At 65.6% G+C, this 22,353-nt stretch carries 17 protein-coding genes; 8 read left to right on the forward strand and 9 right to left on the reverse strand.

Annotation, left to right across the window (positions count from 1 at the left end; genetic code table 11):
* Positions 1–7: 7 nt before the first annotated feature.
* From manD to EGM87_RS19350, 8 genes are all read left to right on the forward strand, one after another.
* The gene (manD, locus tag EGM87_RS19315) at positions 8–1,219 is read left to right on the forward strand and encodes a D-mannonate dehydratase ManD (RefSeq protein ID WP_025546910.1); all 1,212 of its coding nucleotides are present in this window, start codon (positions 8–10) and stop codon (positions 1,217–1,219) included.
* Between the two features lie 128 nt (positions 1,220–1,347).
* Positions 1,348–2,625 carry an MFS transporter gene (locus EGM87_RS19320; protein ID WP_061933944.1) on the forward strand — a complete coding sequence of 426 codons (1,278 nt, stop codon included), beginning with the start codon at positions 1,348–1,350 and terminating at the stop codon, positions 2,623–2,625.
* Positions 2,622–4,034 (forward strand): glucuronate isomerase, encoded by a 1,413-nt coding sequence (gene uxaC, locus EGM87_RS19325; RefSeq protein ID WP_137709066.1) that lies wholly within the window; start codon positions 2,622–2,624, stop codon positions 4,032–4,034. Before EGM87_RS19320 ends, uxaC begins: the two co-directional genes overlap by 4 nt.
* Entirely contained in the window at positions 4,031–5,503 is a 1,473-nt protein-coding gene (locus EGM87_RS19330; RefSeq protein ID WP_137709065.1) for a mannitol dehydrogenase family protein, read from the forward strand. Before uxaC ends, EGM87_RS19330 begins: the two co-directional genes overlap by 4 nt.
* A complete protein-coding gene (locus EGM87_RS19335; protein ID WP_137709064.1) occupies positions 5,500–7,137 on the forward strand; it encodes a GH35 family beta-galactosidase in 1,638 nt (545 codons plus the stop codon). Before EGM87_RS19330 ends, EGM87_RS19335 begins: the two co-directional genes overlap by 4 nt.
* Positions 7,138–7,250: 113 nt before the next feature.
* On the forward strand, positions 7,251–10,181 hold the full coding sequence (locus tag EGM87_RS19340) for a TonB-dependent receptor (RefSeq protein WP_137709063.1): 2,931 nt from the start codon (positions 7,251–7,253) through the stop codon (positions 10,179–10,181).
* Between the two features lie 70 nt (positions 10,182–10,251).
* Positions 10,252–11,487 carry an SGNH/GDSL hydrolase family protein gene (locus tag EGM87_RS19345; RefSeq protein WP_137709062.1) on the forward strand — a complete coding sequence of 412 codons (1,236 nt, stop codon included), beginning with the start codon at positions 10,252–10,254 and terminating at the stop codon, positions 11,485–11,487.
* A 151-nt stretch (positions 11,488–11,638) separates the two neighbouring features.
* Entirely contained in the window at positions 11,639–12,934 is a 1,296-nt protein-coding gene (locus EGM87_RS19350; RefSeq protein ID WP_137709061.1) for a DUF3422 domain-containing protein, read from the forward strand.
* Positions 12,935–13,139: 205 nt separating this feature from the next.
* Here EGM87_RS19350 and EGM87_RS19355 read toward each other — a convergent pair whose 3' ends face one another.
* The 9 genes from EGM87_RS19355 to EGM87_RS19395 all read right to left on the reverse strand — a co-directional run bounded on the left by EGM87_RS19355 (position 13,140) and on the right by EGM87_RS19395 (position 22,341).
* Positions 13,140–13,562: a c-type cytochrome gene (locus tag EGM87_RS19355; RefSeq protein WP_137709060.1), complete on the reverse strand. Its 423-nt coding sequence runs from the start codon at positions 13,560–13,562 to the stop codon at positions 13,140–13,142.
* 87 nt (positions 13,563–13,649) lie between these two features.
* Entirely contained in the window at positions 13,650–13,973 is a 324-nt protein-coding gene (locus EGM87_RS19360; protein ID WP_099186742.1) for a hypothetical protein, read from the reverse strand.
* On the reverse strand, positions 13,970–14,587 hold the full coding sequence (locus tag EGM87_RS19365; protein ID WP_137709059.1) for a cytochrome c oxidase subunit 3 family protein: 618 nt from the start codon (positions 14,585–14,587) through the stop codon (positions 13,970–13,972). Before EGM87_RS19365 ends, EGM87_RS19360 begins: the two co-directional genes overlap by 4 nt.
* Complete coding sequence (locus tag EGM87_RS19370; RefSeq protein ID WP_099186743.1) at positions 14,584–16,476, reverse strand: cbb3-type cytochrome c oxidase subunit I; 1,893 nt, start codon at positions 16,474–16,476, stop codon at positions 14,584–14,586. The genes EGM87_RS19365 and EGM87_RS19370 overlap by 4 nt, the downstream gene beginning before the upstream one ends.
* Positions 16,473–17,474 (reverse strand): cytochrome c oxidase subunit II, encoded by a 1,002-nt coding sequence (gene coxB, locus EGM87_RS19375; protein ID WP_171407209.1) that lies wholly within the window; start codon positions 17,472–17,474, stop codon positions 16,473–16,475. The genes EGM87_RS19370 and coxB overlap by 4 nt, the downstream gene beginning before the upstream one ends.
* Complete coding sequence (locus EGM87_RS19380) at positions 17,456–17,881, reverse strand: cytochrome c family protein (protein ID WP_171407210.1); 426 nt, start codon at positions 17,879–17,881, stop codon at positions 17,456–17,458. Before EGM87_RS19380 ends, coxB begins: the two co-directional genes overlap by 19 nt.
* Positions 17,882–17,909: 28 nt before the next feature.
* Positions 17,910–20,186: an FdhF/YdeP family oxidoreductase gene (locus EGM87_RS19385; RefSeq protein ID WP_137709057.1), complete on the reverse strand. Its 2,277-nt coding sequence runs from the start codon at positions 20,184–20,186 to the stop codon at positions 17,910–17,912.
* A gap of 183 nt (positions 20,187–20,369) precedes the next feature.
* The gene (locus EGM87_RS19390) at positions 20,370–20,987 is read right to left on the reverse strand and encodes a YbhB/YbcL family Raf kinase inhibitor-like protein (RefSeq protein ID WP_137709056.1); all 618 of its coding nucleotides are present in this window, start codon (positions 20,985–20,987) and stop codon (positions 20,370–20,372) included.
* A gap of 172 nt (positions 20,988–21,159) precedes the next feature.
* Positions 21,160–22,341: an acetyl-CoA C-acyltransferase gene (locus EGM87_RS19395; protein ID WP_137709055.1), complete on the reverse strand. Its 1,182-nt coding sequence runs from the start codon at positions 22,339–22,341 to the stop codon at positions 21,160–21,162.
* Positions 22,342–22,353: the final 12 nt, after the last annotated feature.

Genomic DNA, 22,353 nt, shown 5'->3' on the forward strand with positions numbered 1-22,353 from the left:
TCATCCAATGCCCAAGATCATCGATGCCAAGGTCATCGTCACCTGCCCCGGCCGCAATTTCGTCACGCTCAAGATCATCACCGATGAGGGCGTCCATGGCGTGGGCGACGCGACGCTCAACGGCCGCGAACTGGCGGTGGGGAGCTATCTGGCCGACCATGTCGTTCCCTGTCTGATCGGGCGGGACGCGCACCGGATCGAGGACATCTGGCAATATCTCTACAAGGGCGCCTATTGGCGGCGCGGTCCCGTCACCATGACCGCCATTGCCGCGGTCGACATGGCGCTGTGGGACATCAAGGGCAAGATTGCGGGCCTGCCCGTCTATCAGCTCCTGGGCGGGGCCAGCCGGGAGGGGGTGATGGTCTATGGCCACGCCAATGGCACGACCATAGAGGATACGATCAACGCCGCGCTGGAATATCGGGCGCAGGGCTACAAGGCGATCCGCCTGCAATGCGGCGTGCCGGGCATGGCGTCGACCTATGGCGTGTCGAAGGACAAATATTTCTACGAACCCGCCGACGCCGACCTGCCGACCGAAAATGTCTGGAACACGTCCAAATATCTTCGCGTCGTTCCCGAACTCTTCAAGGCCGCCCGCGAAGCGCTGGGCTGGGACGTGCATCTGCTGCACGACATCCATCACCGCCTGACCCCCATAGAGGCCGGACGTCTGGGCCGGGACCTGGAGCCATATCGCCCCTTCTGGCTGGAGGATGCGACGCCGGCGGAAAACCAGGAGGCGTTCCGGCTGATCCGCCAGCACACCACCGCGCCGCTGGCGGTGGGGGAGATCTTCAATTCGATCTGGGACGCGAAGGACCTGATCCAGAACCAGCTTATCGATTATATCCGCGCGACCGTGGTGCATGCGGGCGGGATCACCCATCTGCGCCGGATCGCCGCGCTGGCCGATCTCTATCAGGTCCGCACAGGCTGCCATGGCGCGACCGACCTGTCGCCGGTCTGCATGGCCGCCGCGCTGCATTTCGACCTTAGCGTGCCCAATTTCGGCATTCAGGAATATATGCGGCACACGCCCGAGACCGACGCGGTCTTCCCCCATGCCTACACTTTCTCCGACGGCATGATGCATCCGGGCGAGGCGCCGGGCCTGGGCGTCGACATCGACGAGCAACTGGCCGCCGGATATGAATATAAGCGCGCCTTCCTGCCGGTGAACCGGCTGGAAGACGGCACGATGTTCAGTTGGTGATCCGTGCCTGCCCCTTCTTCTCCGTCATCCCCGCGCGGGCGGGTATCCATCTCCCGGCTTTGCGGCTGGATATGGGGCGTGAACCGGATCGCCGCCTGCGCGGGGATGACGGATCATAGGGACCGACCATGACCCGATCCATCCCCAAACCCTCCGGCAAGGTCCGCTGGATCGTCTGCGCCCTGCTGTTCGCGGCGGTGGTGCTGAGCTATGTCGACCGGCTGGTCCTGCCGACGCTCAAGCCCGATCTCCAGGCCCGCTACGGCTGGAGCGAGAGCGGCTATGCCGACCTCGCCATCTGGTTCCAGGCGGGCTACGGCATCGCCTATGTCTTCTTCGGGCGGCTGATCGACCGGATCGGGGCGCGGGCGGGCTATGCGCTGGCGGTGGGATTGTGGACCGCCGGCCACGTCATGCACATCTTCTTCACCTCGACGGCGGGGATGCTGCTTGCGCGCATTCCGCTCGCCATCGGGGAAGCGGGAACCTTCCCCGCCGCCATCGCCGCGACCAATGAGTGGTTCCCCAGGAAGGAGCGCGCCTTCGCCATCGGCATCTTCAATGCCGGGTCCAATGTCGGCGCGATCCTGACGCCGCTGATCGTGCCCGTCATCGCCGTCACCATGGGCTGGCGCTGGGCCTTCATCCTGACCGGCCTGCTGACGGTGGTCTGGCTGGCGGCATGGATCGGCTTCTATCGCCGCCCGCGGGAGAAGAAGACCCTCTCGCAGGAAGAACTCGCCTGGATCGAAGCCGACCCGCAGGAGCCGCAGCGCCCGGTCAAATGGCGCGCCCTGTTCCGCCATCGCCAGACCTGGGCCTATATCGCCGCGCGTTTCCTGATCGATCCGGTGTGGTGGACCTTCCTCTTCTGGCTGCCGGACTTCTTCAACAAGCAATATGGCGTCAAGATGCTGGACTTCGGTCCGCCGCTGATCGCCGTCTATCTGCTGGCGGACGTGGGGTCCGTCACGGGCGGCTGGCTGTCGTCGCGACTGATGGGCCGGGGCATGAGCATCAACCGCGCCCGCAAGACCGCGATGTTCTGCGCCGCGCTCTGCGCCCTGCCCATCGCCTTCGCCGCGCAGGCGCCGGGCCTGTGGGTCGCGGTCGGGCTGATCGGCCTTGCCTGCGCCGGGCACCAGGGATTTTCCGCCAATGTCTATGCGCTGCCGGGCGACCTCTTTCCCCGCTGGATGGCGGGATCGGTCGTCGGTCTTGGTGGGCTGTCGGGCGCCATCGGCGGCATGCTGATGGCGAAGTTCGCCGGCATGATCCTGGAAAGCGTCGGCAGCTTCCAGCCGATCTTCATCGTCGCGGCCTGCGCCTATCTGATCGCGCTGCTGGTCGTCCACCTCATCGTGCCGCGCTACGCGCCCGTCACCCTTTCGGAATCCCGTTCATGAAGCCGCTGAAGCTCCACCCCGACCGCCTTTTCCCTGCCGAACCGCGCACCCGCGACATCGCCCGCGCGCTCCATGCCACGGTTAGGGACCTGCCCATCGTCAGCCCGCATGGGCATACCGATCCGCGCTGGTTCGCCTATGACGATCCCTTCGCCAACCCGTCCGAACTGCTGATCGTGCCGGATCACTATGTGTTCCGCATGCTGATGAGCCAGGGCGTGAAGCTGGAGGAGCTGGGCGTTCCGACCAAGGATGGCAGCCCCACGGAAACCGATCCCCGCGCCATCTGGCACAGGTTCGCCGCCCATTATCGCCTGTTCCGCGGCACGCCGTCCCGCATGTGGCTCGATTGGGTCTTCGCCGAAGCCTTCGGCATCGATGTCCGGCTGGAGGCGGAGACTGCCGACCATTATTACGACATCATCGACGCCGCGCTGAAGACGCCCGGCTTCCGTCCCCGCGCTCTGTTCGAGCGTTATGATATAGAGGTCATCGCGACCACGGAAGGGCCGCTGGACCCGCTCGACCATCATCGGGCGATCCGGGCGTCCGGCTGGGGCGGCAGGGTGATCACCGCCTATCGGCCGGACCCGGTGATGGACCCGGCGGTGCGCGGCTTTGCCGACAATGTCCGCGCCTTCTGCGCCATGGCGGGGGAGGATGCGGGCAGCTTCGCCGGCTATCTGCGTGCCCATGAAAGGCGTCGCGCAGACTTCCGCGCCGCCGGGGCGACCTCCACCGATCATGGCCACCCCACCGCCTTCACCGCGCACCTCGGAAGGGCGGAGATCGAGGCGCTTTATGCCAGCGTCATGTCCGGTCCCGTCAGTGACCGCGACGCCGAATTGTTCCGTGGCCATATGCTGGTGGAAATGGCGCGCATGTCGATCGAGGACGGCATGGTGATGCAGCTCCATCCCGGCGTGCATCGCAGCCATAATGCAGCCGTGCTGGCGCGTTTCGGCAGGGACAAGGGCGGTGACATTCCGGCGGCCGGAGAGTTCGTCCAGGCGCTCAAGCCCCTGCTCGACCTCTACGGCAATGACCCGCGGCTGACGCTGATCCTCTTCACCCTTGACGAGGATGTCTATTCCCGCGAACTCGCGCCGCTGGCGGGCCATTATCCCGCCCTGAAGCTGGGCCCGCCCTGGTGGTTCCATGACAGTCCGGAAGGAATGCGCCGCTTCCGCGAGCGCGCGACCGAGACGGCGGGTTTCTACAACACGGTCGGCTTCAACGACGACACCCGCGCCTTCCTGTCGATTCCCGCGCGGCACGACATGGCGCGCCGGATGGACTGCGCCTGGCTGGCGCGGCTGGTGGCCGAACACCGGCTGGAAGAAGACGAGGCTTTCGAACTGGCCCGCGCCTTGTCCTACGACCTCGTGAAGCAGGCCTATAAGCTGTGAGGCGGCTATCCTCCGCGACGCTCGATACGCTGCCCGCCGATGTGATCCGGCCTGCCTATGATCGCACGGCGGTCGAGGCCGGCGTCGTCCATCTGGGGATCGGCGCCTTCCACCGCGCGCATCAGGCGGCGGTCTTCGATGATGTGCTGAATGCCGGCGACCTGCGCTGGGGCATCGTCGCCGCGTCCCTGCGCTCGCCGCAGGTGCGCGACCAGATGGCGCCGCAGGACGGCCTCTACACCATGCTGGTGCGCGACGGCGCATCCCGGCGGGCGCGGATCATCGGCGCGGTCCAGCGGGTCATCGTCGCGCCGCAGGAGCCGCAGGCGCTGCTGGACGCCCTGGCGTCGCCCGACACCCATGTCGTGACGCTGACCATCACCGAGAAGGGCTATAAGCTCGACCCCGCTACCGGCGCGCTGATCGAGGGTGATCCGCAACTGGCGGCCGATCTCGCCTCGCTCGCCGCGCCGCAGACGGCGCCGGGCTATCTGGTCGCGGCGCTGGCGATGCGGAAGGCGCAGGGTCTGCCGCCCTTCACGGCGATTTCCTGCGACAATCTGCCGCATAATGGGCAGCGGTTGCGCAATGCCGTGCTGGCGCTGGCGCGCCGCCATGATCGCGTGCTGGCGGAGTGGATCGCGGAAGAAGCGGCCTTCCCGGAGACGATGGTCGACCGCATCGTGCCCGCCACCACGCCGGAGGATGTCGCCGCGCTCGCCGCACGGCTGGACGCGGAAGACCGGGCGATGGTCAAGACCGAACCCTTCATCCAATGGGTGATCGAAGATCGGTTTTGCGGCCCGCGCCCCGAATTCGGGGCAGGGGTGCAACTGACGGCGGCCGTCGCCCCGTGGGAGGAGGCGAAGCTGCGCCTGCTGAATGGAGCCCACAGCGGCATCGCCTATCTGGGCGGCCTTGCGGGCATCGACCATGTGCATGACGTGCTGGCGCTTCCCCCGGCACGCGCCTTTGTCGAGGCGCTGTGGGATGAGGCGCAGACGACGCTGTCGCCGCCACCGGAACTCGACATCGCCGCCTATCGTGACGCGTTGATGGCCCGCTTCGACAATCCGACGCTGCGCCATCGCACGCGGCAGATCGCCATGGACGGATCGCAGAAGCTGCCCCAGCGCCTGCTTGCCCCCATCGCCGCGAGGCTGGCGGCGGGGCAGGGGATAGGGGCGCTGTCCCTGGCCGTCGCGGCATGGGTGCGTTGGCAGGCGGGACGGGACGATCTCGGCAAGGCGCATGTCGTCGACGACCCGCTGGCAGGCACGATCGCCGCCCGGCTCGCGGATGCCGACACGCCGGAGGAGCGGGTCGCCGCGATCCTGCGCCTCGACTCCGTGGTTCCGCCCGCATTGGCGGCGAATGCGGCTTTCCGCGTGGCGCTGGCCCGGTGGCTCGCCATCCTCGAAACGCAGGGCGCGCTGGCCGCGCTCGCCACCTTACAGGGGGAAATATGATGCAATTCGCCAGGATCGGCGCCGCGCTCACCGCCTTCGCGCTGGCCGCCACGGCGCAGGCCGAACCGCCCCGGCTCGTCAGGCAGGGCAGCGCCACCCAACTCAGCGTGCAGGGCAAGCCGATGCTGCTGATCGCGGGCGAGCTGGGCAACAGCAGCGCGTCGAGCGCGGCCTATATGGCGCCGCACTGGAAGCGGCTGAAGGCCATGCACCTCAACACCGTGCTGGCCCCTGTGTCCTGGGAACTGATCGAGCCGGAGGAGGGCAGGTTCGACTTTTCCTCGGTGGACGCGCTGATCCGTGACGCGCGGGCGAATGACCTGAAGCTGGTCATCCTCTGGTTCGGCGCGTGGAAGAACAGCATGTCGACCTACGTCCCCGCCTGGGTGAAGCGCGACCAGAGCCGCTTTCCCCGCGCGCAGCTTCCCAATGGGCAGGGCGTCGAAATCCTTTCCGCCATGGCGCCCGCGACGCTGGAGGCCGACCAGAAGGCCTTTGCCGCGCTGATGGCGCATATCAGGGCCGTGGACGACAGGCAGAATACGGTGCTGATGACCCAGGTGGAAAATGAGATCGGCATGCTGCCGGTCGCCCGCGACTATGGTCCCCTCGCCGATGCCGCTTTCAGGGGGCCGGTGCCCGCTGAACTCATGACCTATTTGCAGCAGCATCGCGACACGCTGGTACCGCAGATGAAGCGCCTGTGGGAGGAGCAGGGAAACAGGACCGCCGGCACCTGGTCCGAAGTGTTCGGCCCCGGCCATCAGGCGGAGGAAATCTTCACCGCCTGGCATTATGCGCGCTTTGCCGATGCCCTGACCCGCGCGGGCAAGGGCGCCTATCCCATGCCCATGTATGTCAATGTCGCGCTCAACCGCCCCGGTCGCCTGCCGGGCGAATATCCGAGCGGGGGACCGCTGCCGCACCTGATCGACGTGTGGAAGGCGGGAGCGCCCGCCATCGATTTCCTGGCGCCCGACATTTATTTCCCGAACTTCGTCGACATCGTGAACATCTACAAGCGGCCCGACAATCCGCTGTTCATCCCCGAAGCCAATAATGCCGACCATCCGCAGGTGCCCGGCAATGCCTTCTACGCCATCGGCAAGCTGGACGCGATCGGCTTCGGCCCCTTTTCCATCGAGTCGATCGACGAGAAGCCGGGGGCGCTGGGCGAGGCCTATGGCCTGCTGGAACAGCTCGCCCCCCCTATCCTCGCCGCGCAGGGTCTGGGCCGAATGTCGGCTTTCCGGCCGAAATCGCTCTATGACGAAACGCTGGTCTATGAGCCGGTGACGGAGACGATCGGCAATTACCGTTTCACCGTCGCCTTTGCCGACATCCAGAGACCCGTCGCCACTCCTGATACCGTTAACGCAGGCGGCATCGTCATTCAGACCGGGCCGGAGGATTACCTGATCGCCGGGCAGGGCATCACCGTCACCTTCGCCCCGGCCGGATCAGGACCGGGTCTCGCCGGGATCGACAGCGCCTGGGAGGGGCATTTCGACGCGCAGGGCCGCTGGATCGCCGGACGATTGCTGAACGGCGACCAGACCCATCAGGGGCGCCATATCCGGCTGCCCGCCGGTAATTTCCAGATCCAGAAGGTCCGCTTGTACCGTTACCAATAAAGACGCTTCCGGGCTTGACAAAAATAACTCAGGGTTTATCAAAGCCGCACTGATAGCGCTACCAGACAGGCTTACCGGATAGGCGGAAGCTGCGCTCAGGAGGGGATTTTCAAATGGCAGATTCTCACATTCGCTCTTTCCGCATCGCGCTTTGCGCAGCGTCGGCCTTCGGCGCGCTGACGCTGGCCCAGGCGGCGATCGCCCAGGACAGCGCGGCCCAGCCCGCCGCTCAACCTGTCGCCCAGCAGGACGAAGCAGCCGACATCGTCGTGACCGGCATCCGCGGCAGCCTGCAAAGCGCCACCAACGCCAAGAAGAACGCGGTCGCCTTCGGCGACTCCATCTTTGCCGAAGACATCGGCAAGCTGCCCGCCACCAACCTTGCTGAAACGCTGAACCGCATGCCCGGCGTGCGCCTGAACCGCGACATCAGCGGCGAAGGCACGCAGGTCGCGATCCGCGGCCTTGGCCCCAGCTTCACCCGCGTCCTGCTGAACGGCTCTCAGCTTCAGGTCGCGTCGGACGGCGGCACGAACGGCGGCAGCGCCAATCGCGAAGTCGACCTCGACTTCTTCCCGTCCGAACTCTTCACCCGCCTCGACCTTGCCAAGACGCCGTCGCCCTCTACGCTGGAAGGGGGCATTGCGGGCACCGTCAACCTGCGCAACGCCCGTCCCTTCGACAAGCCGGGCACCCATGTCACCGTGGTCGCGCAAGGCCAATATACCGACAGCAATGAAAAGCTGAGCCCGCGCGGCGCGATCGTGGCCAGCCATACGACCGACACTTTCGGCATTCTGGTCGGCGTGGCCGGCGTCAAGACCAAGACCCGCATCGATGGCTTCGACACGGTCGGCTGGACCGACGGCAATCTGGGTCCGGTCAATGGCGTCCCCGATTCGGGCGGCAACAACTTCTTCTGGGCTTCGACCGTCCCCGCCAATGCAGGTCACGGCCTTATCCCGGGCCAGCCGGTCGATGTCGTCGCGACCTCCGGCCTGACCCGCAGCCAGCTCAGCACCGCGCTGCTGCCCCGCCTTGGCCGCAATACGCTGACGGTCGGCGACCGTTCGCGCATTTCAGCCCTGGCCTCTCTTGAATGGCGGCCCAGCGATACGCTGCACTTCGCCCTCGACGGCATCTGGGCAAAATCGAAGCGTGACTATTCGCGCATCAACATGAACTGGCAGGTCCGCAACTCCGGCCCCGGCACGGGAGCGCAGGCGACCGGCGGCATGATTCCGATCGATCTCACCGTCGACGACAACGGGGTCGTGACTTCGGGTACCTTCGCCAACTCTTCCTTCTTCCTGGAGGCGAGCGAGTTCAAGCAGACCACCAAGTTCTGGAACATCAATCCCAGCCTGAGCTGGCAGCCGACCGAAACCCTGAAGGTCGACCTCAGCGCCAATTATTCCAAGAGCCGCTTCTTCCGCGAGCAGCCGACCTTCGCGTTCCAGACGCCGCCCAATTCGGGGGTCGACGTCTATTATGACAATCTGCAAGGCTATTATCCGTCGATCACCACCAATGTCGACCTGAACGACCCCAATCTCGGCTGGCAATGGTATCGCCAGAACATCGCGCTGGTTCGCCGCAAGACGGAAACCAAGGGCGCGCATCTGGACGTCATGCTGGGCGACGCCATGTTCAACGTGAAGGTCGGCGCCGCCTATGACCGGGCGACTCGCTCGATCCGCGCCTATGACAACAGCCCGGCCTATCAGCTTTCGGTCTGCGGCACGGGCTGCACCGGCGCCACCGGATCGATCCCTACCAGCGCCATTCCGCAATATCTGATGCCGATGACGGTCGGCAATTTCGGGCATCTGGCGGGCCGGAATATCGGCTATAACGCCTTCATCATGCCTGATTTCGGCGCGATCAAGGATGCGACCGACTATTACAGCTATCGCGACAGCGCGCCGGAAACGCGCGGCGCGGTGACGGGCGGCGCGACCGGAGACATGGATGAAAAGGTCTGGGGCGCCTATTTCGAACTGAACGGCGTCACCACCATCGCGGGCCGCGACCTGCACGTCAATGCCGGCATGCGCTACGCCGCCACCAACCAGCTGGTGGTCGGTCCCAGCCAGGTGGGCACGGCGATCGTCGACATCACCTCGCGGTCGAAATATGATAATTTCCTGCCATCGATCAACCTGACCTACGACATTGCCGACAATGTGAAACTGCGCGCCTCCGCCTCGCGGACCATGACGCGCCCGGATGCGAGCCAGATCCTGCCGGGCGTGACCTTCACCGATCCCTCGGCTCTGGTGGCGACCGCCGGCAATCCGACGCTGAAGCCCTATACTTCCGACAATTACGATCTGGGCGGCGAAATCTACACGGGCGGCATCGGCTATGTCGGGCTGTCGCTGTTCCAGAAGAATGTCCAGGGCTTTACCGTCACCCAGTCCCAGGATGTCACCTTCGGGTCGCTCAATATTCCCTATGACAGCCTGATCGCGACCCAGCAGCAGGCGCTGACCAACCGCGCGGCGTCGACCGGCGTGGCGATCAACGACCTGATCGTTTCGGTGAACCGGCCGATCAACCTCAGCGACCTCAAGATCAAGGGCATCGAGGCGACCTGGGTGCAACCGCTCGACTTCCTGGTGAAGGGCCTTGGCTTCTCGGCCAACGGCACCTACCTCAAGCAGTCGTCGAAGCTGATGCCGGGTCAGGCGACCAGGCTGGTTGCGACCGGCGTTTCCAAATGGTCGTATAATCTCCAGGGCTTCTATGAAAATAACGGCCTCTCGGTCAGCCTGAACTATGTCTGGAACGACAAGTCAATCGCGGTCAACGCGCCGCAGAACGGCATTACCGGCGCCGCCCTGCGCAATGATGCCCGCGGCCAGCTTGATCTGTCCGCCGGTTATCAACTGCCTTTCCTCAACAAGGCGATGCGCCTGACGCTGGATGTGCTCAACATCACCAACGAACCGATCCGCACCACCTTCGAATATGATAATGCACCCTATTCGATCTACTATCCGGGCCGGACGGTGCTGGCGGGCATCCGCGCGAATTTCTGATCCTCCCCCAAGGAGCCTGGGGCCGGTTGCAAGACCGGCCCCTTTCTTTCGTTCTGACGAGGACAAGCCCATGCGGTTGACCTTTGCGGCTTTTCTGTTCCCGCTCGCGGCCTGCATCGCGGGCCCGGCTCTGGCGGAGCCATGCGCAGGGCGTTGGACTGCGGCCTGGGCCTCTGCCCAGATGGCGCCCACCGGGGACAATGCGCTGGCGCCGGGCATGCTGGCGGACAGCAGCCTGCGGCAGATCGTCCGGCCCTCCATGGCGGGGGACCGGCTGCGGGTGCGCCTGTCCAATCTGATGGGCGCCGCGCCGCTGCACATAAGGGGCGCCAGCATCGCGCGCGCGCTGCGGGCCGGATCGCCGGCCATCGATGCGAAGACCCTCCTTCCGCTCCGCTTCGACGGGCGCAGCGATGTGACGATCCCGGCCGGCGCGGATTATCTGTCCGATCCGGTGGCGCTGCCGGTCCGCGCCTTTGACGATCTGGCGATCAGCATCGCCTTTGGGGAGGAGCCTTCGGGCCAGACCTCCCACCCCGGATCGCGGGCGACCTCCTGGCTGCTCAAGGGCGATCATCTGACCGACCCTGCCATGGCGGGCGCGCAGGCGGTGGAGCACTGGTTCTCCCTGGCCGCGCTGGAGGTAGAGCGCTGCACGGCGGCGAAGCTGATCGTCGCACTGGGCGATTCCATCACCGACGGGAGGGGGTCGACCACGGATGGCAATGACCGCTGGACCGACAATCTCGCCCGGCGGCTTCAGGCCGATCCGGCGACACGGCATCTGGCGGTCGTCAACCAGGGCATAGGCGGCAACCGCCTGCTGAACGACGGCCTTGGCCCCAACGCGCTTGCCCGGCTCGACCGCGATGTGCTGGCGCAGCCGGGCGTGCGCTACCTGATCCTGCTGGAGGGGATCAACGACATCGGCACGCTGACGCGCGAAGCGCCGGTCAGCGATGCCGAACATGCCCGGCTGGTATCGCGCATCATCGGGTCCTATCGCCAGATCGTCATGCGGGCGCGGGCCCGGGGCATCAAGGTGATCGGCGGAACCATATTGCCCTTCATGGGCAACGACTATTATCATCCCGACGCCCGCAACGAAGCCGACCGGCAGGCCGTCAACCGCTGGATTCGCGAACCGGGGAATTTCGACGGCGTGATCGATTTCGACCGGGCGGTGCGCGATCCCGCTCGCCCCGACCGCCTGCTTCCCCGCCATGATGTCGGGGATGCGCTGCATCCTTCGCCCGAAGGCTATCGGGCCATGGCCCGGGCGATCCCGCTCGATCTGTTCAGATAGCGGGGGTCGGGCGAGCTCGTCCGTCTCGCCCTTCTGCCCGTCATCCTTTCGGGCAGGGCGGATTGCCAATGGCGATCCAGCCGCATTATGAATCGACACGGACGATATTGTCGGACTTAATAGCGCAAGCCTGCCAAGGAAGAACCGGCCCATGGACGACATGACCAGCACCCCGGCCGATCCCTTTGCGGCGCTGGGCCAGCGCGACCATCCGCTGCGGGCTTCCCTCTCGCGGGAAATGCATATTCGCGGCCTGCCCCGTTTCGATGCGCCGGCCCTCGCGCTGCAATTCGTGCTGCTGGTCGACGAGCAGCAGGCCGAGCAGGGCATCGCCCTGCTGTCCCACCGCTTTCCCGCCCTCAAGGCCGGTGATCGCTTCCTTGCCGCGCGGATCGGCGACCTCCATTTTTCCTGGGAGCGTCATACCGAATTCATGACCTACAGCTTCCTCGCGCCGGTCGAGGGCGCGACGCTGTTCGACCTCGCGCCATTTGGCGATGTGCCAGCATGGATGGCGGACATGCCGGGCCGGGTGATCCGCTCCACCCAGATCGCCATGGTCATGGACGAACCGCCCTCCGCGGCGATCGCCGCCCATTTCGCGATAGACGACCTCATCATATCCGACGTTGCGGACGGCCATGCCCGCATCTGGAGCGACTTCCGCCTGCATGCCGACGGCTTCGGCCGGCTGCTCATCCACGACAAGGGGCTGCAAGGCGGCGAAAGCTCGCAACTGGTCCAGCGGCTCCAGGAACTGGGCAATTACCGCAAGATCGCCTTGCTCGGCCTGCCCGAGGCGCAACAGGCGACCCCCTTGCTCACCGCGCTCGAACAGCGGCTGACCGCGATCACGAGCCGCGTCGCGCAGAAGGATGCGGATGCCGATCAGGTGCTGGAGCAACTTTCCGCCTTGAGCGCGGAGCTGGCCGGGATCGTGGCGCGCACCCGCTACCGCATGAGCGCAACGCAGGCCTATGCGGAAATCTGCCGCGACCGCCTCCGCCGTCTCGCCGTCGTGCCGGTGCGGGGTTACCGCTCGCTCGACGATTTCACCGAGCGGCGCCTGCTGCCGGCCATGCGCACCTGCGATGCCTTCACCCGCCGGCTGGAGGATCTGGCGCAGCGGACCGCCTGGACCAGCGCCTTGCTGCGCACGCGGGTCGACACCGCCCTTGCCCGCCGCAACCGCGACCTGCTGGCGTCCATGGACCGCCGGACCGCGCTGCAATTGCGGCTCCAGCATACGGTGGAAGGGCTGTCGGTGGTGGCCATCAGCTATTATGCCCTTGGCCTTTGGCACCATCTGAAGGAAGCGCTGGAGCTTCAGGGATGGCATTTGCCCGCCTGGATCGATGTCGCGCTGTTCCCGGTGACGATCATCACGGTCTTCCTGGGGATCGGCCAGATCAGAAAGGTGAAGCGTCCATCCGGCGACGCGCATTAGGACCGATCGACATTCAGGTTCATGGCGGCCTGCAATGGTTGAATCGAGTCACCTGCCCAGCTTCCATTCCGTGCTTCCGGTGCTCGCTTACTTTGAATATGCTGCGCTCCGGGTCACGGAAAACTGCCATTTTCGGCCCACCCTGAACTGAATCGGCCCCAGGAATTTCCGGTTCGGTGGAACCCTGTTTGTGCCATGCCTCCCCTCAGTTCCGGGCATAGAGATAGGCGGCAATGTCGCGTGCCTGACGCTCCGACAGGCCCTGTTCGGGCATGCCGCTTCCGGGCCGCAGCGCCTGCGGATGCATCAGCCATCGCACCATTGTCTCCGGATCGTTGGGGAGCGAACCGGCCAGGCTTGCGCGTTGGCCGACATGGGTCAGGTCCGGCCCCACCATGCCGTTCGCGCCGTCGATGCCGGGAATGACATGGCAGGCGCCGCAGCCATGGCGATAAAGGGCGGCCCGGCCCCTTTCCGAATGTCCGCCGGTCATGGCGTCGGCGCGGGTTTCATCGGCGGACCTGGTTTCCAGATGGATCGCGCCGCCCGCCACAAGCGTGACGCAGACCGCGAGCAGAAGGATCGCTGCCAGCCAGACGAGGCTTGAGGGGACGGGACGGCTAGCCATATGCAGGCCTCGGCACTTTGCGGGTGACGCGCATCGCTGCGTCGGCATGGACGAGACAGCCCGGCGGCGGCGCTGGAAGGATCACGCCTATCCGAGGCATGGCGGCACGATCAGCAATGCGAGGGTCTGGAAGGCGCTCGCCAGCGCGAATATGCCCGCGACGGCGAGGGCGAGCCTGGCCAGCCAGGGATGGGAAAGGGGGCCATGCGACCCTGTCAGGGGCCAGGCGATGCGCGCCGCCAAGGCGCAAAGGGCGATGCTGACCACCCCCCAAGCAAGGCCGATCCGCCATCGCCCGCAATCGGCATGGAGCAGTGCGGAAAGGCCCTGTTCGAACAGGAACCAGGTCATCGGCGGCAGCAGCAGGCCGATCCAGGCCCGCGCCCGGATGCTGAGGCGGCTGGGCGTCATAGCGCCCTCGGCGCCCAGTAGATGAGGGCATAGACGGGCAGCCAGCATAGGATCACGAAGGTCCAATAATTGGAATTGTCCTCCACATCCGCGAACTGATCGTCTCCGACCTCATGGGTGAAAAGCCAGACGCCCAGCACTACCGTGTCGAACCAGTCGGTGACGACATGGGTGGTGTGGAGGATGAGGAGCGTCCAGACGATCGATCCATAGGCGTCCTGATGCCAGGATATGCCGAGATGCGCGAACTCGAACGCGCGGGGTATGAAGAGCAAGGCTGCGATGACCGCCATCGCCAGCGTACCCCAGCGAACGCCGCCCAGATGCTTCTTCCTGGCGCAGCGCAACACCCAGACATTGGGCACCGCGCTCAGCAGCAGGCCGATGGTGAAGATCGCGCTCCACAAAAGTCCGGGCAAGGCGTCGCCCTTGGGCGGCCAGGCAGGAGCCTGGGTCATAAGGTAGAGATAGGCCGCGGCGGCGAGTGCGAAGCCGGTCCCCTCTATGACCATGAAGCCGATATTGCCCCACCAGACCAGATGGCGCGGGCCCGATGCGCTTTCCGGCAGGGGGGAAAGATCGCCGACGATCCGGATGGAGCGGGAAGGACTCATGCATTCACCCCCAATGGTCCCGATCGGGAGCGGGGCCGGCTGGGCCAGAACCATCCCGTCAGGGTGGCGGCGACCGGCGCCGCGCCGACGACAATGGCCCAAGGCGTGAAGATGCTGCCGATGAACATGGCGGAAACGGCGAGCGCCGCCAGCAGCGGCCAGATCGACGGCGCGGCGCTCTTCTGCCTGTAGAGGGGAATGGCGTCGGTCACGGACGTCACCAGCACTTCGCGCCGGTCCGGGCGAAGGCCGTCCATGACGTCGAGCCGCCCGGCATCGTCCCACATCGGGGTCAGGCCGTGCACCACGGGCACATGCGCCATGTTGTACGGCGGCGGTGGGGAGGGGGACGCCCATTCCAGCGTCGATCCGCCCCATGGGTCGTCGCCCGCCGGCTTGCCGCGCCAATAGGCCCATAGCGCATTGCCCACAAAGACGAGCCCGCCCGCCACGGCGATGGCGCTGCCAGCGGTCGCGACCTGGTTCAGCGTTTCCCAGCCCATGCCGGGCGGATAGGTATAGACGCGACGGGGCATTCCCATCAGGCCCAGGAAATGCATCGGCATGAAGCCCAGGTTGAAGCCGCCGACGATCAGGACGAAGGCGACCTTTCCCCAGCGTTCCGACATCAGCCGCCCGGTCGCCTTGGGGTACCAATAGGCAAAGGCCCCCAAAAGCGGGAAGATCGCCCCGCCGATCAGCACATAATGAAGATGCGCCACCACGAAATAGGTGTCGGTGAGTTGCAGGTCGAGAGCGGCCGACGCGGTCATCACGCCTGAAAGGCCGCCGATGATGAAGGTCGCGACGAAGCCCAGAATCCACAGCATCGGCGTCGCAAGACGGATTCTGCCGAGCCAGATCGTCGCGATCCAGCAGAAGATCTGCAATCCGGCGGGCAGCGCGATCGCCATGCTGGCGGCGGTGTAGAAATCATTGCCCAGGCGGGGCAGGCCGACGGCGAACATATGGTGCACCCACAGGCCGAAGGCCAGCGCGCCGATGGAGATCATGGAGAGGACGAGGGCGGCATGGCCGAACAGCGTCCGCCGCGAAAAGGTCTCGACGATGGAGGATATGAACCCGGTGGCGGGCACGAAGATGATATAGACTTCCGGATGCCCGAAGAACCAGAAGAGATGCTGGAACAGAAGCGTGTCGCCGCCCCCGGCGGGCGAGAAGAAATGGGTCGAGACGAGCCGGTCGGCGATCAGCATGGAGGTGACGAGCATGACCGCCGGCATGGACAGGATCGTCATGATCGATGCGATCAGCATGGCCCAGAGGAATACCGGCATGCGGGTCAGCGTCATGCCCGGGGGCCGCATCTTGAGGATGGTCGCCGCGACATTGACCGAGGCGGCAAGCGCGGCAACCTCCGTGAAGGTGATCATCTGCGCCCAGATGTCGGCGCGATGCCCCGGGCTGTAGGATGGACCTGAGAGCGGGGGATATTCGAACCAGCCAAGGTCGGGCGTGATGTCGATCGCATGGGCGATCCACAGGGTCAGGACGCCGCCGAAATAGAGCCAGAAGCTGAAGGCGCCAAGGCGCGGGAAAGCCATGTTGCGCGTGCCAAGCATCAGCGGCACCAGCCAGAAGGCCATGGCCTCCATCAATGGCACGGACACCAGGAACAACATGGTCGAACCGTGCAGCGAAAAGCTTTCATTGTAGAGCTGCGGGCTCATGCGGGTGTTTTCGGCGACCGACAGCTGCCATCGCATGTCGAGCGCGAGCATGCCGGCCAGGAACATGAGGAACAGCGCCGTGACGATGTAGCGCGCGGCGATGCGCTTGTGATCGACCGTGGTCAGGAAACCCCACAGGCCCGGCGGGTCGCGCCACCTTTCGTCCAGCCGTTCGATCAGGGTCGCGTCGGCGGTCATCTGAGCCTCGCCAGATAGGTGGCGAGCGCATCGGCATCCGCAGGCGGCAGCGGCACGGCCGGCATCGACGTACCGGGCTTCAACGCCTGGGGCTGCGCGATCCAGCCTTGCAGCGCGCCCCGCGTCATGGGCAGCGTGCCGGCGGCGATGGACCTTCGCGCGGCGACATGGGTGAGATCGGGTCCCGCCCGGCCTGTTGCCGATGTGCCCCTGATCCTGTGGCAGGCCGCGCATTTCGTCGCGAAGAGCTGGGCTCCGCGCCCTGTGGCGGGCGCGCCGGATGCCGCCGGGGCTGCCTGGGTCTTCAGCCAGAGGTCGAAGTCGGCAGGCGCTTCCACCTTCACATCGAAGGCCATATGGGCATGTTGCGCGCCGCAAAATTCCGTGCAGGCCCCGCGAAACCAGCCCGTTCGACGCGGCGTCAGGTCGAGAAGGTTGCGGCGGCCGGGAATCATGTCGATCTTTCCGGAGACGTTCGGCACCCAGAAACTGTGAATGACATCTCCCGACGCAAGCTCGACCCGTGTCGTGCGGCCCAGCGGCAAATGGAGTTCGTTGGCGGTTTCGATCCAGCGCCCGCTCGCCGGATCGCGATATTCGATCCGCCACCACCATTGATGCCCGGTCACGCGCACGGCCATGGCGTCCTTCCCGCGGGTTGCGAACAGGGCGCGGTCAGCGAAGAAGCTGACGGTGATGAGGATGGTGAGTCCGACGACGATGATCCCCGCCGCGACATGGAGGGCGCGGTCCACCCGCGTTTCAGCGCGTCCTTCATCCTTTTGGCGGCGCGAGCGGGCGCGCATGACGGCCCAGACGAGCCCGCCCATCACCAGCAGATAGACCAGCCCGCAGACCACCGTCATGACGATCAGAAGCATGTGGAGAGCGGACGCCTGATCCCCTGCCGGGGCGAGCGGCGACTGGACGCCGGTGCAGGCGGACAGGATCAGCATGGCGATGACCGATGTCGATCGTCTCATTGCGGGCCGGACCATGCCGATCCCTGCGGCTCGCCCTTCTGGTCGAGCAGGAGCCGCCGCCGCTTTTCGGGATAGTGCAGCGGCAGATCGCGGACATAGGCCGTGATCTGCCAAAGCTGCTCGACCGGCACACGTCGGCCAAAGGCGCCGCCATGGCCCGTGGCGATCGACCGGTAGACGTCCGCGAAGCCCCCGCCCTGAACCCATTGCCCATCGGACAATCGGGCGCCGCCCTTTGCCTGTTCGCTGTGGCAGGGCGAACAGCCATACCAGGCGAAATAGCGGCCGCCCTGCGCGATCTGGTAGAAATTCCCCTGATAGGCGTCGATCCGCGGGTCCGCATTGCCATGCGGCGCCGTCTGCGGCAGGCCGGGGCCCAGGTCGCGCGCTTCCTGGCTGCATCCGCCGAGCAGGATCGCCATCAATGCCGCTGCCCCACGCTTCCGCATCTCAGATGACGATGCGGACGGGAACGCCCTTGGCCGCAGGGGTCTTCGACTGCTCGTCGTGGTACCAGAGCGGAACCAGGGGATTCATTTCCGGATAATATGCGCCCAGACAGCCGCGCGGCAGCAGGAAGGGCGTGACCGCCAGGCCGTCGACCTGACGATGAACGCCATCCCCGGCATCGCTCGCCAGGCTGACGACTTGGCCCGCCCGAAGGCCGGCGGCTCCCATATCCTCAGGGTTCATCAGCACGACGTCACGTGTTCCTTCGATGCCGCGCAGCCGGTCGGAATAGCCGTAGATCGTCGTGTTGAACTGGTCGTTCGACCGCAAGGTCACCAGCCTGTAACGGCCCACCGCCGGTTCGAAGCCGACCGAACTCATCGTCTTGGGAACGGTGAACTGCGCCTTTCCGCTCTCGGTCTTCCAGATCCGCTCCCGCGCCGAATTGCCGCGGTAGAAGCCGCCGGGCGTGAACACCCTGTCGTTGAAGTCGTGGAACTGGTCCGGGTAGCTTTCCTCGATCCTGTCCCTGATCCTGGCATAATCCGCCGTCCATGCGTCCCATTCCAGCTTTGGATTGGGGGGAAGCGTCGCCTTCGCCATTCCGGCCACGATCGCCACTTCCGACTTCAGATGGTCGGAGGCGGGCTTGTTCTTGCCCAGCGAGCCGTGGATGCAGGAGAGAGAATCCTCCATCGTCACCGCCTGCGGGCCGGATGCCTGCATGTCTTCCTCGGACCGTCCAAGGCACGGCAGAAGATAGGCGATTTCGCCGTTTATGAGGTGACTGCGGTTGAGCTTGGTCGCGATCTGGACCGTCAGGCGCAGATGCTGCCAGGCCGCCTCCATCTTCTCGCGTTCCGGGATGGCGCGGACGAAATTGCCCCCCAGGCCGATAAAGGCCTTCACCTCTCCCGACAGGATTTTCTCGCACGCCTTCACCGTGTTCATGCCCTCTTCCCGCGGCGGGTCGAAGCCATATTGCCGGGCGATCCTGTCCAGCGGCACCAGTTCCGGCTTTTCGGAAATGCCGACCGTCCGCTGGCCCTGCACGTTCGAATGGCCGCGGACCGGGGATATGCCGGTGCCGTCGCGGCCAATATTGCCCTTGAGCAGCCACAGATTGGTGAGCGCCGCAAGATTTTCGAAGCCATGGACATGCTGGGTCAGGCCCATGCCGTACATGGCGATGGAGCGGGGAGCGTCGATGTAGATCTGCGCCGCCTGCCGGAGGTCGGCGCGAGCAAGGCCGCTCTCGCGCTCGATCTCCTCCCAGCCTGTCGCCTCGACATGGGCCTTGAGCGCTTCGAATCCGGTGCAGTGCTGCTCGATGAAGTCGATGTCGAGGACGTGGCGCTGTTCCTCGCGCCACTTCCTTTCTTCCTCGGCAAGGACATGCTTGATCAATCCGGTGATGGCGGCAATGTCCCCGCCGGCCTTGACCTGCAGATAGAGCGTCGAGATCTGCGTCGCCTTGGGCGTCAGCATTTCGGTCGGGCTCTGGGGATTTTTGAAGACCTCCAGACCCTTTTCGCGGATCGGGTTGAAGGTCACGATCTTCACCCCGCGTTTCACGGCTTCCTGCAGAGGATGCAGCAGCCGCGGGCTGTTGGAGCCCGTATTCTGTCCGAAGAAGAAGATCGCGTCGCACAGGTCGAAATCGGCCAGCACGCAGGTGCCGACCGGGGAGCCGATGAGCTTCTTGAGCGCGACGGACGTCGTCTCATGGCACATATTGGAACTGTCCGGCAGGTTGTTGTGACCATAGGCCCGGGCGAACAGGGCATAGAGATAGCTTGTTTCCAGGCTGGCCCGCCCCGATGAATAGAAGACGGCGGCGCGGGGATCGATGGCCTTGAGTTCCCTGCCGATCGCCTCGAACGCCTCTTCCCAGGAACAGGGCACATAGCGGTCGCTCGCCCGATCGAATCGCATCGGATGGGTGAGCCGCCCAAGCTGCTCGAGGTCGTGGTCCTTCCATGTCCTGAGCTCGCCGACCTTGTGCCTGGCCAGCACTTCGGGCGTGCAGCGGCGGCTGGTCAGTTCCCATAGCGTGGCCTTGGCCCCGTTCTCGCAAAATTCGGCGGCATGCGGATGGGCGGGCTTGGTCCAGGCGCAGGACACGCACATGAACCCCTTGACCTTGTTTTGCCGGCGCAGCGTGTTGAGGACGGCCGGCGTCGGCTTCTCGCGCCAGGCGATTTCGGCCATGCCCTTGATCGAACCCCAGCCGCCTTCCGCGCCGTCATAATGAACGGTGTCGTCTTCATCGCCCATGGCACGACCCTCCTGTCGCTTCTCTATCGGTTTATTACGCAGCGCGAACTAACCTGGGTTGGACGCCGGTCGGGCGAGGCTGATTTGTTTCTGTTTCATGTCCCGAACGGTTTGAGGGCAGAGACGTTCCAAGGATCGGCGTCGGCCGGTTCAGGCGGACGAGGCGGCCGCCTTGCTCCCGGGCTAACCGCGCGCCAGGCCGGGGCCGACATGTCCGACGGGCGCCGGATCGCCGCGGGAATAGGTGCCGACCAGCACGCCCACCCCCAGCACCTGGCCGTCCATCGCCTTGACGATGTCGGACCGGCCGGGCCCCGGCCCCAGATCAATGGCCTGCGCCAGGGCGAAGAGCTGGAAAATATAATCATGCTCGCCATGGCCCGTCGGCGGGTCCGGCGGAAGCCAGGCCTGGGCAAGATAGCTGTTTCGGCCAACGGAACCGACAGTGGCCTCCTTGCCCTCCGCAATCTCCCCCTCGTCCACCTGGCGGAGATCGCCGGGCAGATCCCAGAGCAGGCCATGGACCAGCGGATTGGGTGTGGGCGCGTCGGGGTCCTCGACGATCAGCGCGATGCTGGCCGTGCCTGCCGGCACCTCACCCCAGACAAGCGGCGGGGATACCCCTTCGCCATCCGCCGTGAAGCGGATCGGCAGCCGGCCGCCGGCAGCGAAAGCCGGGCTGGACAGCGGGATCATGGGCGCCGTTCCCTGCAGCCCGGCCCTGACGATGGCCAGCCTTTCATGGCCGGCGCGGACATTGGTGAAGATCCTGCCTATCCAGGCGGGAATATGTTCGAGCATCGGCTGGCTCCATGGCTCCGGTCATCGACTGAAGGGAAAACTTCAGCCGCGTGCAGGACGTTCCATCGCGATGAGTCGCGCCGCGCTATAATCCATAACCCGAGAGACATGGATTAAAGGATGGCGCCATCCGGAAGGACGGCGCCGGTCCAAATTGTTATCTCTATCCGTCTTAGAGGACTTCGAGAGCCACGGCGGTCGCTTCGCCGCCGCCGATGCAGAGCGCCGCGACGCCTTTCCTGAGGCCGCGGGCCTTCAATGCCGCCACCAGCGTGGCGATGATGCGCGCGCCGCTGGCGCCGATGGGATGACCCAGTGCGGTGGCGCCGCCATTGACGTTGATCCTGTCATGCGGAATGTCGAGGTCGCGCATCGCGATCATGGCGACGGCGGCAAACGCCTCGTTCACTTCGTAGAGATCGACGTCCCCGGCGGACCAGCCCGCCTTCTCCAGCACCTTGCGGATCGCGAAGACCGGGGCAGTCGTGAACAGCGCGGGGGCATGGGCATGGGATGCGGTGGCGACGATGCGCGCCTCCCTGGCAAGGCCAAGCTTCTCAGCGACATCTGCACGGGTCAGCACCAGCGCGGCTGCGCCGTCCGAAATGGAGGCGGAGGACGCCGCCGTGATCGCACCGTCTTTGGCGAAGGCGGGCTTCAGCGAGGGTATCTTCTCCGGCTTCGCATTGCCGGGCTGTTCGTCCTTGTCGACCTGGACCTCGTCGCCGCGCGTCCTGACGGTGACAGGCACCACCTCCGCAGCGAAGGCGCCGCTGTCGATCGCCGCATTGGCGCGGGCGAGGCTTTCGACCGCATAGGCATCCATTTCCGCGCGGGTGAACTGATAATCGCGGGCCGTGTCCTCGGCAAAGGCTCCCATGGGCTTGCCGCGATCATAGGCGTCCTCCAGCCCGTCCATCATCATCGTGTCGATGACCCGATCATGGCCGATGCGCGCGCCGGAACGGTGCTTGGGCAGGGCATAGGGCGCATTGGTCATGCTCTCCATGCCGCCGGCGACGACGATGTCCACGGCCCCGGCGCTCAGCGCTTCGGCCGCCATGATTGCCGCCTGCATGCCCGAACCGCACATCTTGTTGACCGTCGTCGCCTCCACCGACTGGGGCAGGCCCGCGCCAAGCGCCGCCTGCCGCGCGGGCGCCTGGCCGAGGGCGGCGGGCAGGACGCAGCCCATATAGATGCGGTCGATGGCCTCCGGCGCGGCGCCGGAGCGCTCGACCGCCGCCTTCACCGCAACGGCGCCCAGTTCCGGCGCTGAAACGCTGGAAAGTGCGCCCTGAAAGCTGCCCATGGGCGTCCGGGCATAGCCAGCGATGATGATGTCCTTGCTCATATCTCTTTCCTC

It is taken from the genome of Sphingobium sp. RSMS, from assembly GCF_005406185.4.
In the GTDB taxonomy this organism is placed as follows: Bacteria; Pseudomonadota; Alphaproteobacteria; order Sphingomonadales; family Sphingomonadaceae; genus Sphingobium; species Sphingobium fuliginis.